Source organism: Phycisphaerae bacterium, assembly GCA_019636475.1.
Taxonomy (GTDB): domain Bacteria; phylum Planctomycetota; class Phycisphaerae; order UBA1845; family UTPLA1; genus JADJRI01.
Genome location: JAHBXN010000010.1, coordinates 48,895 through 63,410, shown reverse-complemented (window position 1 = coordinate 63,410; position 14,516 = coordinate 48,895). Strand labels below are relative to the sequence as shown.

Below are 14,516 nucleotides of genomic sequence, written 5' to 3'. Positions count from 1 at the left end.
GGGTGGAGTTCCCGACGCGGACCACGACCGTTTGCGACGCACGCAGAGGGCGTGCAGAATGGCGTGGAATCGTCGTGAGTGGCAAAACCGATGGTGTGGTTCACTCGACGATGCGGCGAGGGCCTCACTTTGGGACGCAGCGGAAAGCGGGCTCGGATTGTTCTGGGACTCAACAGCGGGACAAGCGCCGACGGCGTGGATGCAGTCGCCTGTGAGATATCCGGACGCGGAATCAATATGAAAGTCCGCGTCATTGGGCATGAAGCGGTCGGATATTCACCATCGCTCCGCCAAAGTCTGTTGGCTGCCATGGCTCCGGCGCAGGCGCGGACCGAGGATATCTGTCGGCTCCATGCGGCAGTCGGGCAAGCCTTTGCACATGCCGCGCGCCGGGCGATGGGTCGGTTCGGGCTGAAACGCATCGATCTGGTTGGATCTCACGGACAGACGATCTGTCATTTGCCGCCGGGCCGACCCGTCAAACCGCCTCATCGCCGAAGCGCCGGCAGGGCGCGACCGGCTTTGCTTTCGAAGTTGAAAGAATCATCTGCATCTGGACGACAGACCGGAACCCTCCAGATCGGCGATCCGACGTTGATCGCGTCAGCCACCATGGCGCCCGTCGTGTCAGATTTTCGGCACTCGGATATGGCGGTCGGCGGACAGGGCGCGCCTCTGGTTCCCTGGACCGATTTCGTGCTCTTTGGTGACCGGCAACGGAATCGAATCATTCAAAACATCGGGGGGATCGCCAATCTGACATGGCTGCCTGCGGCGTGCGGTTCGGCCGACGTTATCGCCTATGATTGCGGTCCGGGAAACATGGTGATTGATGCTCTGGTCACTCACTTCACCGGCGGGCAAAAGACCTTCGATCGTAATGGAGCGATGGCCGGGCGTGGAAAGGTCCTGCCGGCGGTGCTTGCTGACCTGCTTGGCCATCCTTTCCTGCTTCGCAGGCCGCCGAAGAGTTGCGGACGCGAGGAGTTCGGCGTCGCATTCACAGCCGCTCTTTTGAAGCGGCATGCTCGGATCAAGGCCGGTGCAGAAGACTGGATTGCGACGGCGACATGGTTCACCGCCGAGTGTATCGTTCGAGCCTATGCGGCGCAAAGGGCAACGACGCATCGGCTACGTACGGCGGCCGCTCGCACTGCCTCGAAGGGAATTGTCCGCAGCTCCGGCGCAAGGGCTACCGCCGAGAAACCGGCCATTCGAAGAACGGGAATTGCCGTCCAGTCGCGCGGGTCAAAAATCGATGAAGTGATCGTTTGTGGCGGTGGTGCCATGAATGCGACGCTGATGTCGGCAATCAGCGAATGCGCTCGGCGCTTTGGCATTGCGGATGAATTGCGGATCAGACCCATGGACGAATTCGGCATCTCCACACAGGCCAAAGAGGGTGTGTCATTCGCGATGCTCGCGGTGGCTTGTGTCGATCGGATTCCGGCGAACCTGCCACAGGTGACTGGGGCGAGGCGGCCGGTGGTGCTCGGGCAGATCTGTGATCTTCGTCATTCAAGGATGAATGACATTGATGGGAGTTCATTGTGAAGGATCGGGGACATCTTCTGACGGAGCAGCGTAACAAAGGCTCGCATTCGCTCGATTCGCTTTCGATCGGCGCGGCCTTTGATGTCATGAATTCCGAGGATCGTTCGGTGCCGCTGGCCGTCGCGAAGGCGCGTACGGACATCATCAAGGCGATTCACCTCGTCTCGATGTCATGGCAGCAGGGCGGGCGTCTGTTTTATGTCGGCGCGGGAACGAGCGGACGCCTCGGCGTGCTCGACGCGTCAGAATGCCCGCCAACATTTCGCTCGGATCCGAAAATGGTGCGCGGCATCATTGCGGGCGGCAGGAAAGCGCTCTGGCGGGCTGTCGAAGGCGCGGAGGACGATCCGAAGTCCGCCGGCGTCGAACTGCGCAAGCACAAGGTGGGTCCCCGCGATGTCGTGATGGGAATCGCAACGGGCGGCACGACGCCATATGTCCACGGAGCGCTCGCCGAGGCGAAACGCCACCGGGCTCGGACGATTTTCTTTGCCTGCGTCCCCCGTGCGCAGGTGAAGGCATCGGCCGATGTGGACATTCGTGTCGTGACCGGTCCCGAGGTTCTTACCGGATCCACCCGCCTCAAGGCAGGAACAGCCACCAAATTGACGCTGAATATGATCACGACGTTGAGCATGGTGCGATTGGGAAAGGTCTATGGAAATTTGATGGTGGACCTCAACAGCCGGGCGTGCCGAAAACTTGTCGATCGGGCTACACGGGTGGTCATGACCGCCGCTGACGTTCCACGCGACGAGGCCGGACGGTTGCTGAAGGCGGCGAATGGCAGCGCGAAAACGGCGATTCTGATGGCGCGACTCGGGGTGAAGCGAGCGGAAGCTGAGCGAAGACTGGCTCGCCACGGCGGTCATCTGCGTACTGCGTTGGAAGCGTAAGGCCAGTCAGAGATGCCGACGCCCGGATAAAACGGCGGTGTCCCTTGCGTCCCGATTGATCGTCCGGACAATTAGGGCATGAGCGACGAGAAGCCGCTGGCCTGTGATTTGCGGATTCGGGTTCGGTACGCCGAGACCGACCCGATGGGCTATTTACATCATTCCAAATACTTCGAGTACTTCGAGATGGGCCGAACGGAACTGCTGCGCCTCGCCGGTTTCCGTTACCGCGATCTGGAAGCGCGCGGGGTTCTGTTTGCGGTGGCCAAGGTGGAATGCCGGTTTCGTGCCCCCGCGCATTACGACGATGATCTGGTGCTGACGACCCGCATCGAACGAATGACGCGCGCTCGCATCGATCATTCTTACGCGCTGAAGCGCGACGGCCTGCTGCTGTGTGAGGCAGCATCGACCCTGGCCTGCATCGATCGAACGGGATCACTGATTCCGATTCCCGATGAAATCTACATCGAGGCGGAGCGGCGCGGTTAGAGTTTCGGATTCTTTTGTCCAGTGCTGATCGTATTTGTCATTTTGGGAACGCTGACGCTGGCTGGATCGCTTGTGGGCCTGCTCAATGCTCCTTCGCGCGCCATGCGGTTTGTGCCGTTTCATGTTGTTTCGCTGGGACTCGTTGGCGCGGCATGGTGGTTCACTCACCAAAACAGCACCGGCCGCGTCTGCCTGTTTGTCGGCGCTGCCGTCGAAGCGATCGCCTGGATGGCTCAGAAAATGGGCAATGGCCGCACCAAGGTTGGGCGAGATTCCGAAAAGCCGCCGGTAAAGGGACGGTTCGCGGGTGACGGTCCTGGGAATCAGCCTGGGCGTCCATCGGCCGCGCTAAGACCCGCCCGCGAACAGCCGGACGAAAGCGCGTTTCTCGAGGCGAGTTGGACGCCCGAAGCGGGGGAGATCGCGGCTGTGCGCGCCAGAGCACGAGCGGGCGGCGTGCCATCGACGGAAGGGCATGACGCGCTGGGCGTCGGCAAGGTGTTCATCCAGCAGAACGACCAACCGGACATGCCGACGGATTCCGTTGATTCAGCCGGCCCGGACGGCTCGACCGATCCCGCGAATGGATCTTTGGCAGCCGGGACGATTTTCACAGAAGGCGTGGAGCCGGATCAAACTCCGATGCGTCCGCTTTCGCTGCGGACGGAAGTGCTCTTTAGCGACGAATGCCGCATTCCGCCGAGCGTGTTCGTCGCGTCGCTCCGGCGTAGCGGCCGGCGAGATGCCTCGGCCGACGAAGAAGCGGGGGACGAGCCGATGCGTATTCGCGTCGGCGATGCGGTCATGGAGTATCAGATCGAGAAAGGGTCGCGCGAGTCATCGGCGATCGAGGAGACGCTTGTTCATTTCGAGCACCCGGCGGAATTCTCCGATCGCGTGCGAAATCATGCCGCGCGCGTTGTGTTGACGTCGCGCTACGACTACGGCACGCCGCGTGACACCATTGTTCGGCTGCACCATTTCGCGCATGCAGCGCTCACCGAGTTTGCACCGGTCATGGCGGCATTCTGGCCCGATGCAAGGATGTTGACACCAGTCGAACAGCTTGCGGGTCTGCTGGAGTATTCGCGATCACCGGTCCATGCGATGTGGCGAACCTGCGCCCACATTCGCGGGTTCGCCCTGGCCGGCGAAAACGAGGGAATGCTGCTCTTTGATTCCGTCGGACTCCATGCCTTCGGCCTGCCCGATGTGCAGGTCATCGCACCCAGCGCGAATGAAGCGGCGGCCCGATCCACCGTCGATCTGATCGCCGAGCGGATTTTCCAGTCCGGCTGCGATTTACCGCACGGAACCGAATACACCGCGTCCGACGGACTCGTCTGGCGAGTGAATTACACGCGCAGTGCATTCGTACCCGACCGCGAAGTCGTTCAGATGGCGCTCAAAGCGGGTTGATGGACGGGCGTCTTATTTCCGCAATGAGGCCGTACGGCGGGTCAGATTGCGGATTTCAGCCGCCGAGGATCGGAAGACTGATTCGGCTGCCGAATCGAGCGTTCGGCAAGTCGGTGATTGCACCGCGATGCTTGCCCTCGGGCCATTCTCCCTCTTCCGGCAGCAGAAACTCCAGCATGATCCGGTTTGCGACGAAGAGGCCCTGTCGCGTGAGTCGGATCGACTTCGCGTCCGCAATGAGAAGCCCCATCGCGGCGAATTGCTTGATTGGCTCGGCGAACAGGACAAGGGGATCCATGCCCGATCGTCGTCGGAACGCGGCGATGTCAATTCCACGCGTCAAACGCAGCATCTGGACCGCGGTTTCGCAGGCGCGTGCACGGGGCGAGAGCGATTCGGATTCGATCACGATCGCCTCGTCATCAGCTGATCCCGCGCGGAATGCGCCGGCCCAGTCGCAATATCGCCGCACGTCCGCAGCGTTCTTCCGCCGGCGACCATCCAGATAGCTGACCGCGGATGGACCGACGCCGAGGTACTCGCGATTTTCCCAGTAGATGACGTTTGAACGGCACTCACGCCCGGGCTTGGCAAAATTGCTGATTTCGTACTGCGCAAAGCCCGACGCTGAAAGTTCGTCGATCGTCAGGGCGAACATGTCGGCTTCGAGACTTTCATCGGCCGGTCGGAGTCGGCCTGCGCGAAGCTGTCGCGTCAGTGCCGTGCCCTCTTCATACATGAGGTCGTAACATGACAGATGCTCGGCATCGAGATCGATTGCCCGTCGCAGCGTGTCGCGCCATCGGCCCACCGATTGTCCCGGTATGCCGTAGATCAGGTCCAGGTTGATGTTTGCAAAGCCCGATTCGCGCGCCGCTCGCACTGATTCGCCGATCTGCGTGGGATCATGCAGCCGTTCAAGCACTCTCAGATCGTCCGGATGAAAAGACTGTGCGCCGAATGAGATCCGATTCACACCGCGTGCTAGCAGCGTGTCGAGCTTCAGTTCAGTCACACTGGATGGATTGGCCTCGACGGTCCATTCCTCCGGTTGACCCGCACGCGCGCGGATCGCGGAGAGCAGTTCGCCGAGCGCATCCCCCGGCAGCTCGGTTGGCGTTCCGCCACCGACGAAAATCGACTCCACGGGGCGTACGGGGTCCCGCGCGGCCATTTCGGTTTTGATTGCCCCGACCAGATCGCTGATGAGGTGCTCGATCGTCGGGATGGAATAGAAATCGCAGTAGCCGCATTTTGTTCGGCAGAAAGGCAGGTGGATGTACCAGCCAATGGATTCCTTTTCCGGGTGTGCAGATTCTTGAATTACGTCCGACATTGTTGTTATCCTATCGCGGTTCGTGTATTTGATGCACCTTGGCGGCCCTTTGCCTTGAACCGCCGCCCGCGTCCCGTTAGATTGGAAGTTCTGGGGGAAAGGGAGCTTCTTCCCGTGTCGATTCGACCTGCGCAGCGAGAACGTGTTATGACGGTTGCCCTGGTGACGTTTGGTAAATCGGGCGAACGCAAGGATTTCACCCTGGAAAAAAAGGCAACAGTTATCGGCCGAAAACCGGATGCCGACTTGCGCATCCCGTTGAGCGATGTCTCCCGCGCACACTGCGAACTCACCCTGAACGGCAAGGCGGCAACCATTCGTGATCTGGGAAGTAGCAACGGCACCTTCGTGAATGGCGAGCGCGTGGACGACGATGTCACGCTCGCGCCCGGCGATCGGATTCGAGTCGGTTCCATCACATTTGTGGTTCAGATCGACGGCGAACCGGCAAAGATCGGAATCGATGCCGTCCGTCCCACGGCGGCCCAAACCAGGCCGCAGGCCGCCACCGGAAAGAAGGCCACATCGGACGCGGCGACGGAAGTGGGTGCATCGCCGGCGGATGCCGCGCTCGAAGATCTGGAGGATCTCGACCTCGATGATTTGGATATCGACGATCTAAGCGATATCGATCTGTCAGAGGAGGGCAGCGGGGCGCTCGATGAACTCGAGGAACTCGACGAGGACGATCTGATCGTCGATGATGACGAAGACGAGAAGTGATGCGCCGTACATGCCAAGCCGGCGACACCCGCCAGGACCTGACTGTCTCAAGCCCTGAATCCCTGATTTCGAAATCTGTGTTGCGGACGCGTCATCGCTCGCCGAGGTCGATACGCTGGCGCGCATCGGCGGAACGGATCTGAATCGCGCGATTCGGGCGCGGGGCATGGCCCGCCGCAGCCTCTCGGATCACGGTGGCGTCCGGCAATTTGGCTCGCTTCATCTGGAAGATCTGCCGCCGCTGTGCCCGGGCATAGGCCAGCGCCGCGTTGCCGTTCGGGTCTTCATGAAGCAGTACGGATGACTTTCCCAGTGTAAGCACATCAATAATCCGATGAATCGACTCGTGGTGATAATCGTGGATGACGGCTTGATCGAGCGAAAATCGGCTCAGTCTCGCCCAGAAATCAACCGAACGTCGCCATGCCTGCTCACTGGCCAGCATGTTCATTTGCTTGAAGATGAGACGATTGGTCCCGAAAGACAGCATCGTCGCCGTCAGATGCGCCCGCAATAACCGCTCTGGCTCTGGGTAACTGGACCTCAGCAGAAGTCTCAATCCATCCCACTGCGGCCGCGTAACAAGCGAGTCCGCTCGTACTTCCCAGTAGAAATGACCGAAGCCGATCGTGCTTCGCGCAACCGCAAGCTGACGCGGAAGAAATTTGTTGTGCGCGACCGTGTCGGCCGCTAGATGGGCAAGATATCCCCACGCGAACGCACGGCCCTCGTCCGATTCCGCTGATTCGAGCAGGCCGAAGCCTGTCGCCCATCGGTGACACACCTGTTTGACCTTGCTCAATTTTTTTGCGAGCACCGTATCGGTCGCCACGTTCCCGTATGTAAACGCGCGCCGATGGGCCGCGAGCAGTGCGGCCACCCCCGCGGGCAACAGTTCAAGATTCGCCAGCAGGTCCGCCGCCAGCTTGACGTGTGTGCCCGGGCCCCAGGCGATGGCGGTGGACGTGTTCCAAAACAGAACAAGCAAGGCAATCGAAAATATGAAGGTCAGTGTGCGCCGTCTCACGAAGGGTCCTCTTCAGGATCGGGCCGGTTGGTCTGGGCGACATCAGGGGGTTTCATCAGTCACCTACGGCATTTTATCGAGCTGCCGAGCGGGTTTCCAACACATCATGCCAGACGTGCGACGGGCTTTGCAATTCTCTGCGCCCGGCGATACGTTGGCCGCATGCAAGCGATTCAGAAGCCGGTGTTTTTCCTCGATACAGACTACGCGTCGGTCCCCCGCAGAGTTGGTGCATTCCTGATTGATCTGTTTGTGGTGTTTCTCCTGCTGATGATCGTGCTGTCGCTCGTCCAGATCATGATCGTTCCGAGAGCCGTTCTTGAAATGCCGGCGGCCACTCACGAGGAGCAGGCTGCGAAGCAGGCGCGGATTACTTCCTATATGAAGCAGTTTCGCCTGCAAACCACCATCGCGGCTGCCGTCCCGTTCCTCGCTTATCACATCCTGTTAAGACGCAGCGACGGCGGAACAGTCGGCTATCGGCTGTTGGGCTTGCGGTTGGTCAATGAATTCGGGGTCACACCGGACCTGCGACCGATCGGACGACGTTTTCTCCTTGCTGTACCTGCGTGTTCGCTGTTCGGGGCGGCCTACCTGACGTGCCTGACAGATCAGCGGCGGCAGGCGTTTCACGATCGCTGGGCCGGAACCTGGGTCATCCGGAAGGATGCGTCTCCCGCCGGCCCCGCGGAGCTGGAGTACTATCAAAAAATGCTCGGACCGCTCGCCCTTCAATATCGATCAGTCTCTCCGGCTGGTCCGACAGCGGAGGTCGACGCGGACCGTGGGGCGAGCGATGCCGGCGCACCTCCCGATAACCCGCTTTAATTCAGGGCATTTCATTCGAGATCCGATAAGCGGCGCGGCGACGGTTTGCATTTCCCAGATTCCAATTACTTCGCCTAATCGTCTGCATATAGTCAGGTGAATGCGCTCGACCCGCCAACCGCGCGGGCACGGGACGTTCCCGATTTTGCGAGACTCATGAAAATCGCCGTTGGTTCGCGCCGGTCATTGCGGCGCTCGTGTGTTCGCATTGTGGCAGGTGAGGGAAGCCATGTTGAAATCATCCGCACTCAACATCGCGTTGTCGTGTGCAGCGCTGTCCTGCGTCATCCGGATGGTTGGCGCCGCGCCGCAATCCGGTGAGGCGCAGACGATTGCCTGTCCCGAGAGTACCGACCAGGTTGTCGTCGTGACGCCCGGTCGACCGTCTGTGTTTCATCTGAACGTGAAGAACCTCGGAGTAGGGCAGGTCACCGTCTTCACCTATCCGCTCGGTGGCACGTTGCAGCCCACCGGCGGCTCGCCGCTCGAATTCGTTTTCACCCCGCAGTACGGATTCAACGGCACAACGGAGTTTACTTACCGCATCTTGCCGCCCTTTGATTGCGAGCGGACCGTGCATCTTGGTCGGGTGACTCTGGTGGGGGGATATGCCGACAGCACAGTCGTCGGATTGGTTCCCACGCTGCCACCGACGATCTGCGGGCTTGGAAGCTTGGTCCCGCTCGCCGTCGTTTCCGCTGCGTTTCTCGGTGCCGGCCTGCATCGTCGGCTGCGCAGGCGCTGAGGCCGCAGCGCCTGCGAAACCCCTCCAACGTTTCAGTCTCGCCCGCAAATCGTCGCCAGGCAGTCTCCGGGAAGATCCTCGCATTCATCATTCCACACGACTGAAAAGCACAGGCGCCCTGACGCGAATTGATGGCTGCTGCTCGATACTTGACATGATTTCGAGTCTGCGTAGTATGATCATTCCGACACTTGGCCCCTAGTGTAACGGTAGCACGACAGACTCTGGATCTGTTTGTCAAGGTTCGAATCCTTGGGGGCCAGTTCCGCTCACTTCCGTCTGCCCACACGGCTTCGGAGTTTCTTTGATTGCGTTTGTCAAGCGAAAGTTGCTGCCGCTCGCCGGCAGGCTGTGTTCGCTGTCATGCGCAGCGGGTGGTTCAGATCCCATGCGCGCATGTGGAGCGCGTTGTCCGGCGCCGCTTCGGCGCGAATGCCAACGGCCGGAGCGCTGGGAAGGATGCCGCCTACTTTCTGATTCGCGAGCGTATCAGGTTCAGCAGCGCTTTTCGATTGATCGGCTTGGTGGCATATTCGTCGCAGCCCGCGGCAAGGCACTTCTCGCGGTCGCCGGACATCGCATGCGCCGTCAGCGCGATGATCGGATTAACAAAGCCGATCTTGCGCAAGTTGATGGCGGCCTCGTAGCCATCCATCTCGGGCATCTGCATGTCAAGCAGAATGAGGTCGAATTTCCGCTCCGCGGCGGAGCGACCGGATGCCTTCAGTGTCGCCATAACGGCGTCAATCGCCATTCGGCCGTTTTCGACGACCTGAACCGTCGCGCCCGACCTGGTCAGAATGTGCTCAATCAATCGTTGGTTGTCCATGCCGTCCTCTGCCAGGAGGATATGGCAGTCCAGCGGCTCGGAATCCGCATCGGGCCGGGTGGGCACATTCTCGGCCGATAAATTCGTTCGATGCCAGTCGTGTGCCATCCTGACGCCATCAAGCCGCCCGGCGGAGACAACAACGCAGAATCGGCTGCCTTCTTCCGGTTTGCTATCGACAGTGATCGTGCCGCCAAGCATTTGCGCGAAACGGTGGCTGACCATAAGTCCCAGTCCCGTACCGCCGAACTTCCGCGTGGTCGAGGGGTCGGCCTGCGAAAACGGCATGAATATCCGCTCAATCTCAAGAGGCGACATGCCGATTCCCGTGTCCGCAACCATGAACTGCATCTTGGGTCCTTCGTCGTTTTCCAGGAGTCTGCATTCGATTCGGATCGAACCCTTCTGCGTGAACTTAATGGCATTGCCGACCAGGTTGACCAGGATCTGCCTCAGGCGCGTTGGATCGCTTTCAATGGTCTCAGGCACGGCGCCGGCGCATTCGACTTCGAGTGCGAGACCCTTGGCATCCGCACGGACTTTCATCAGCGAGATAACATCTTGGACGATCTCGATCGGGGAGCATCGAATATGCTCGACTTTCATCTTGCCCGCTTCGATCTTGGAGATATCCAGGATGTCGTTGATGATCTGCAGGAGGTGCTCGCCGTTGCGTCGAATCGTCTCTATGGCCGAATTTCTTTCCGCTTCGTTGAGTTCGCCGTCCTGCAGCCGCTCAGCAAATCCGAGAATCGCGGTCATCGGCGTTCGGATCTCGTGGCTCATATTGGCGAGAAATGCGCTCTTGGCCGCGGTCGCCTCTTCAGCTCTTGAATTCGCCTCCTGAAGGATGCGATTGGTTTCCGCGACGACGGCCGTCCGTTCGGTGAGTTCCTGTTCAAACTGCTTTCGTTCGGAAATGTCGCGCACGATTCCCGTGAACATGATGCGATCATCGACACGCAGTTCGCTGATTGCAAGTTCCATCGGAAATGTTGTCCCGTTCCGCCGGCGTCCGTACACTTCCCGTCCCAGACCGATGATCTTTTTGACCCCGGTGCGAAGATATCGCCGGATATAGCAGTCGTGTTCCTCCCGATATGGCGAAGGCATCAGCATGCTCACGTTGTGGCCGATCAGATCTGCCGCGTCGTACCCGAAGAGTCGTTCGGCCGCTCGATTCGCCGATTCGATCAGGCCGCTGGCGTCAATGGTGATGATCGCATCAACGGCTGCCTCGACGATCGCACGCGTCTTGGCTTCGCTTCCGCGCAGTGCTGCCTCGTGTTGTTTTCGCTCGGTAATGTTACGGTCCGTGACGACAATGGTGTCTGGTTGGCCTCCTCGGCCTTTCAGCAATGTCAGCGTGCATTGAATGTCGAGCACGTGGCCGTTCGCCGCGACGCGGTTTGTCTCGAACGGAGGAATCCGCTCTCCACGCTTCAAACGCTCGATCGCCTCCGAGATTTCCGAACTGCGGTCATGCGGCAGGAGCTCGCGGATATTCATCTTCAGCGCGACTGACTCGGTATATCCATAGAGCCGTTCGGCCCCGGAGTTCCAGGCTGTGATGTTTCCACTCAGATCGAGCAACTTGATGGCGTCATTCGAGTCGTCCAGTAGGGCGGATAGTCGCCGGAGCTTCTCTTCCGCGGCGCGGCGCTCCGTAATATCACGAACGATACCTGTAAACATCCGACGGCCATTCAAGTGCATCTCGCTGACAGCAAGCTCCATCGGAAAAGTGCTGCCATCGCGCCGAAGGCCGAGCACTTCGCGCCCGATGCCGATGATGCGTCGCTCACCCGTCGTCAGGTAACGCTGCAGATACGAATCGTGTTTGCTCCGGTAGGGCTCGGGCATCAGCTCCGTGATGTTGCGTCCGATCAATTCGTCACCGGTGAATCCGAACATGCGTTCGGCTGCGGGGTTCATGGTCTCGACCACACCCTCGGAGTCGATCGTGATGATGCCGTCGACGGCAGTCTCAACAATCGCGCGGAGGCGTTCGGTGTTCTCGTGCACCTGCATCCCACGACCGGCAGGTTGAATGGCTCCGCCGACGCTGTCCGTCGGTTTGAACTGTGTATGTGAGCGCGAGCCGCGCCGTGACTGCACCAAATCATCTGATTGGCTCGAAGAGGGCGCAACGGCGGATGGTGCTGTTGGCTTCATACCTTGTCGATCCAGCGCAAGGATCAGGCGAATAATCCTCAGCGGAAACCATTGGGCTGAAAGGATCTTCGGTCAGCGCCGACGACATCGTGAGCATCCACTGCGCCGCGCGAACGATTTGCAGAAGCGTGAAAAATGCTTGAAATCCAGACTGCTGCGGTGTTGGTTTGACCTGGAAACGCGCGACCGCGATGCACGCAGGCGTGCCGGCCATGCTTGCATCTGCCCCGGCAGGACCGGCCGCAAGGGTTTCGGGATGTCGTTTCTTTGCTCTGCCGGGTCGATGCGCAATCTCTGCGCGTCACTTCCCGGATTGACCGAATGGTGGGTTCCCTTCAAACAGGCGAACGGCACGCGGTCGATAAAGCTGTGTCAGTCTGGGGCGCTTCAATGCGTCGGCCAATCCGACCGGTGATCCGTTTGCTGCCGGCGCGACGGCGATCCAGGCTGCCGTTAGAGGGTGTGTTATGGCCGCTTTCCGGGATTTCTCCGAGTCATTGCTTCGTAGCCACGCCTTGGGTCCGTCGGTCAATCTGCGTTCGGATGGTCTTTCGCCGACGCCCGCGTTTTCCATCGTAATCCCCGCGCTAAACGAGCAGGCGGTCCTGCCGATACTGATCCAGCAGATCGAAACCGCCCTGCGCGGCCACTTCTACGAAGTCGTAATTGTTGATGACGGAAGCACCGACAACACGTGGCGCGAGATTCAGGCGGCCGTGAAAAGACACTCCGCGTGGCAGGGCATCCGTCTGACGCGACGATTCGGTCATCAGGCGGCCCTGATCGCCGGCCTGAAGGTCGCACGCGGTCGCGCTGTCATCACGATGGATGCGGACGGACAACATCCACCCCGGCTCATTCCCGCAATGCTTGAGAAATGGCGCGACGGCGCACGGGTTGTCGAAATGGTGCGGTCAGACAAAGACGGGGCCTCATTTTTCAAGCGCACGACATCGCGTCTGTTCGGTCGAATCTTCTCGGCACTGTCTGATGTGCCGATGCCGCAGGCTTCCTCGGATTTTCGCCTGCTCGACCGCGGCGTCGTGGACATCATCACGCGCGATGGATCGCACGTTCCCTTTCTGCGCGGATTGGTGGCTTGGCTCGGTTGCGATTCGATCAGGATTTCTTATGAAACGAATCCGCGAATCAGCGGCGAATCGAAGTACTCGCTGATTCGAATGATCTCGCTGGCAATTCACGGGTTGATGAGCTTCTCAATCGCGCCGCTGCGGCTGGCCACGTTCGTTGGAATGGGATTCGCGGGTTTGTCGTTCGTATATCTCTGCTACATTGCCTACATCGGAATTTTCAGTCCGCGGGCCGTGTCCGGTTGGGCGTCCATCGCCGGATTGATTGCGCTGCTAAGCGGCGTTCAACTCGTCTGCATCGGTCTGCTGGGTGAGTATCTTGGGCGGTTGTTCACTGCGAATCTGGGCCGCCCGTCCTTTGTAATTGCCGAATCGTGCGGAGCGGCAGGCCGCGCGTGCGCAGGCGTTGCATCGATCGATACGACTGCGCCGCATGGAAATGAAACGGAGTTCGGTTCCATCAGGCCGGCGCCGGTTCTTCGACGGCACGATGCGGTGAATCTCATCACCGCTCGGATTGGCGCGGCTGAGACCGATTTGCAGAACCCTGATCAATCGCTGACAAACATCGAGTCGCGCATTCGCACGATGCGACTGGAAGAGGCCAGCTACGCCACCCAAACGACATGAGCAGTGCCGCAACGACAAAACAGAAATCGCGGTTCTACGACACGATCGCGGACTCGTTTGACGACCTCATGAACGAGTACGACGTCGCCCGTCGACTGGAAGTGGTGTTCGAGGAGTTACTGGGCGGGATTGATCTGACCGGTCTTCGCCTCCTTGACGCGGGTTGCGGGACGGGCCGATTCAGCGAGTGGGCAGACCGCCGCGGCGCACGCGTTACCAGTCTCGACATCGGGCCGATGCTTCTACGGCGTACGCGGCAGCGATGTACGACGTCGTCCGCCTGCGGAGATGTCACACGCCTGCCATTCGCTTCGGGCGCCTTTGATGTCGTCATCTCGTCGGAGTGCATTGAGCACACCCCGGATCCCCGAGCCGCCGTCGGCCAAATAATCCGCGTCTGTCGTCCGGGCGGTCTGGCCGTGATTACCAGCCCGAATTGGACATGGCGCTGGTCGTGTACGATTGCCGGCCTGCTGGGTCTCCGACCCTACCAGGGATTAGAGAACTGGCCGGGCTGGTTCGAACTTCGACGATGGGTCCGCGAATTCGGCGGCGCCTGCGAGATATCAACAGGCATACATCTATTTCCTTTCGTGATCGGCGGCACACAACCGCTCCTCCGTCGCCTCGATCGTCTAGGACGAACCCTCGGTCCGCTCTATGTGAATCAGGCCGTGCTGATACGAAAACCCGAGTAATTCCCGTCCAAAATTCAATAGTAGCCGTTTTGGCGCGCAGTCCGTCTTCTGGTGAGACGAGGCGAACTGATCG

General features: G+C 60.0%; 12 protein-coding genes and 1 tRNA gene. 10 read left to right on the top strand and 3 right to left on the bottom strand.

Going from position 1 to position 14,516, the window contains the following annotated elements; all coding sequences use genetic code 11:
- Positions 1–78: 78 nt before the first annotated feature.
- The 4 genes from KF841_14815 (at position 79) to KF841_14800 (ending at position 4,361) form a co-directional block, all read left to right on the top strand.
- Positions 79–1,554: an anhydro-N-acetylmuramic acid kinase gene (locus tag KF841_14815; protein MBX3396630.1), complete on the top strand. Its 1,476-nt coding sequence runs from the start codon at positions 79–81 to the stop codon at positions 1,552–1,554.
- Entirely contained in the window at positions 1,548–2,450 is a 903-nt protein-coding gene (murQ, locus tag KF841_14810; GenBank protein ID MBX3396629.1) for an N-acetylmuramic acid 6-phosphate etherase, read from the top strand. Before KF841_14815 ends, murQ begins: the two co-directional genes overlap by 7 nt.
- 78 nt (positions 2,451–2,528) lie before the next feature.
- Entirely contained in the window at positions 2,529–2,942 is a 414-nt protein-coding gene (locus KF841_14805) for an acyl-CoA thioesterase (protein MBX3396628.1), read from the top strand.
- Positions 2,943–2,963: 21 nt separating this feature from the next.
- A complete protein-coding gene (locus tag KF841_14800) occupies positions 2,964–4,361 on the top strand; it encodes a hypothetical protein (GenBank protein ID MBX3396627.1) in 1,398 nt (465 codons plus the stop codon).
- Between the two features lie 55 nt (positions 4,362–4,416).
- Here KF841_14800 and hemW read toward each other — a convergent pair whose 3' ends face one another.
- Complete coding sequence (gene hemW, locus KF841_14795) at positions 4,417–5,697, bottom strand: radical SAM family heme chaperone HemW (GenBank protein MBX3396626.1); 1,281 nt, start codon at positions 5,695–5,697, stop codon at positions 4,417–4,419.
- Between the two features lie 114 nt (positions 5,698–5,811).
- Here hemW and KF841_14790 point away from each other — a divergent pair, with 114 nt between their 5' ends.
- Positions 5,812–6,420, top strand: a complete 609-nt coding sequence (locus KF841_14790; GenBank protein MBX3396625.1) for an FHA domain-containing protein — start codon at positions 5,812–5,814, stop codon at positions 6,418–6,420.
- Between the two features lie 91 nt (positions 6,421–6,511).
- Here KF841_14790 and KF841_14785 read toward each other — a convergent pair whose 3' ends face one another.
- Complete coding sequence (locus tag KF841_14785; protein ID MBX3396624.1) at positions 6,512–7,447, bottom strand: zinc dependent phospholipase C family protein; 936 nt, start codon at positions 7,445–7,447, stop codon at positions 6,512–6,514.
- A 162-nt stretch (positions 7,448–7,609) separates the two neighbouring features.
- Between KF841_14785 and KF841_14780 the strand changes: the two genes are divergently transcribed.
- The 3 genes from KF841_14780 to KF841_14770 all read left to right on the top strand — a co-directional run bounded on the left by KF841_14780 (position 7,610) and on the right by KF841_14770 (position 9,283).
- The gene (locus tag KF841_14780; protein ID MBX3396623.1) at positions 7,610–8,275 is read left to right on the top strand and encodes an RDD family protein; all 666 of its coding nucleotides are present in this window, start codon (positions 7,610–7,612) and stop codon (positions 8,273–8,275) included.
- Between the two features lie 229 nt (positions 8,276–8,504).
- A complete protein-coding gene (locus KF841_14775; GenBank protein MBX3396622.1) occupies positions 8,505–9,020 on the top strand; it encodes a hypothetical protein in 516 nt (171 codons plus the stop codon).
- A 192-nt stretch (positions 9,021–9,212) separates the two neighbouring features.
- Positions 9,213–9,283: transfer RNA gene (locus KF841_14770), tRNA-Gln, on the top strand.
- 203 nt (positions 9,284–9,486) lie between these two features.
- On the opposite strand, the gene KF841_14765 is transcribed toward KF841_14770, so the two are convergent.
- Entirely contained in the window at positions 9,487–12,024 is a 2,538-nt protein-coding gene (locus tag KF841_14765; GenBank protein MBX3396621.1) for a PAS domain S-box protein, read from the bottom strand.
- Between the two features lie 467 nt (positions 12,025–12,491).
- On the opposite strand from KF841_14765, the gene KF841_14760 reads away from it, so the two are divergent.
- Both KF841_14760 and KF841_14755 read left to right on the top strand, forming a co-directional pair.
- Entirely contained in the window at positions 12,492–13,745 is a 1,254-nt protein-coding gene (locus KF841_14760) for a glycosyltransferase family 2 protein (GenBank protein MBX3396620.1), read from the top strand.
- Positions 13,742–14,443: a methyltransferase domain-containing protein gene (locus KF841_14755; protein ID MBX3396619.1), complete on the top strand. Its 702-nt coding sequence runs from the start codon at positions 13,742–13,744 to the stop codon at positions 14,441–14,443. Before KF841_14760 ends, KF841_14755 begins: the two co-directional genes overlap by 4 nt.
- Positions 14,444–14,516: the final 73 nt, after the last annotated feature.

Coding starts and splice junctions, on each gene's coding strand:
- KF841_14755 (MBX3396619.1), top strand. CDS start 13,742: ATGAGCAGTGCCGCAACGACAAAACAGAAATCGCGGTTCTACGACACG.
- KF841_14760 (MBX3396620.1), top strand. CDS start 12,492: ATGGCCGCTTTCCGGGATTTCTCCGAGTCATTGCTTCGTAGCCACGCC.
- hemW (MBX3396626.1), bottom strand. CDS start 5,697: ATGTCGGACGTAATTCAAGAATCTGCACACCCGGAAAAGGAATCCATT.
- KF841_14775 (MBX3396622.1), top strand. CDS start 8,505: ATGTTGAAATCATCCGCACTCAACATCGCGTTGTCGTGTGCAGCGCTG.
- KF841_14765 (MBX3396621.1), bottom strand. CDS start 12,024: ATGAAGCCAACAGCACCATCCGCCGTTGCGCCCTCTTCGAGCCAATCA.
- KF841_14805 (MBX3396628.1), top strand. CDS start 2,529: ATGAGCGACGAGAAGCCGCTGGCCTGTGATTTGCGGATTCGGGTTCGG.
- KF841_14780 (MBX3396623.1), top strand. CDS start 7,610: ATGCAAGCGATTCAGAAGCCGGTGTTTTTCCTCGATACAGACTACGCG.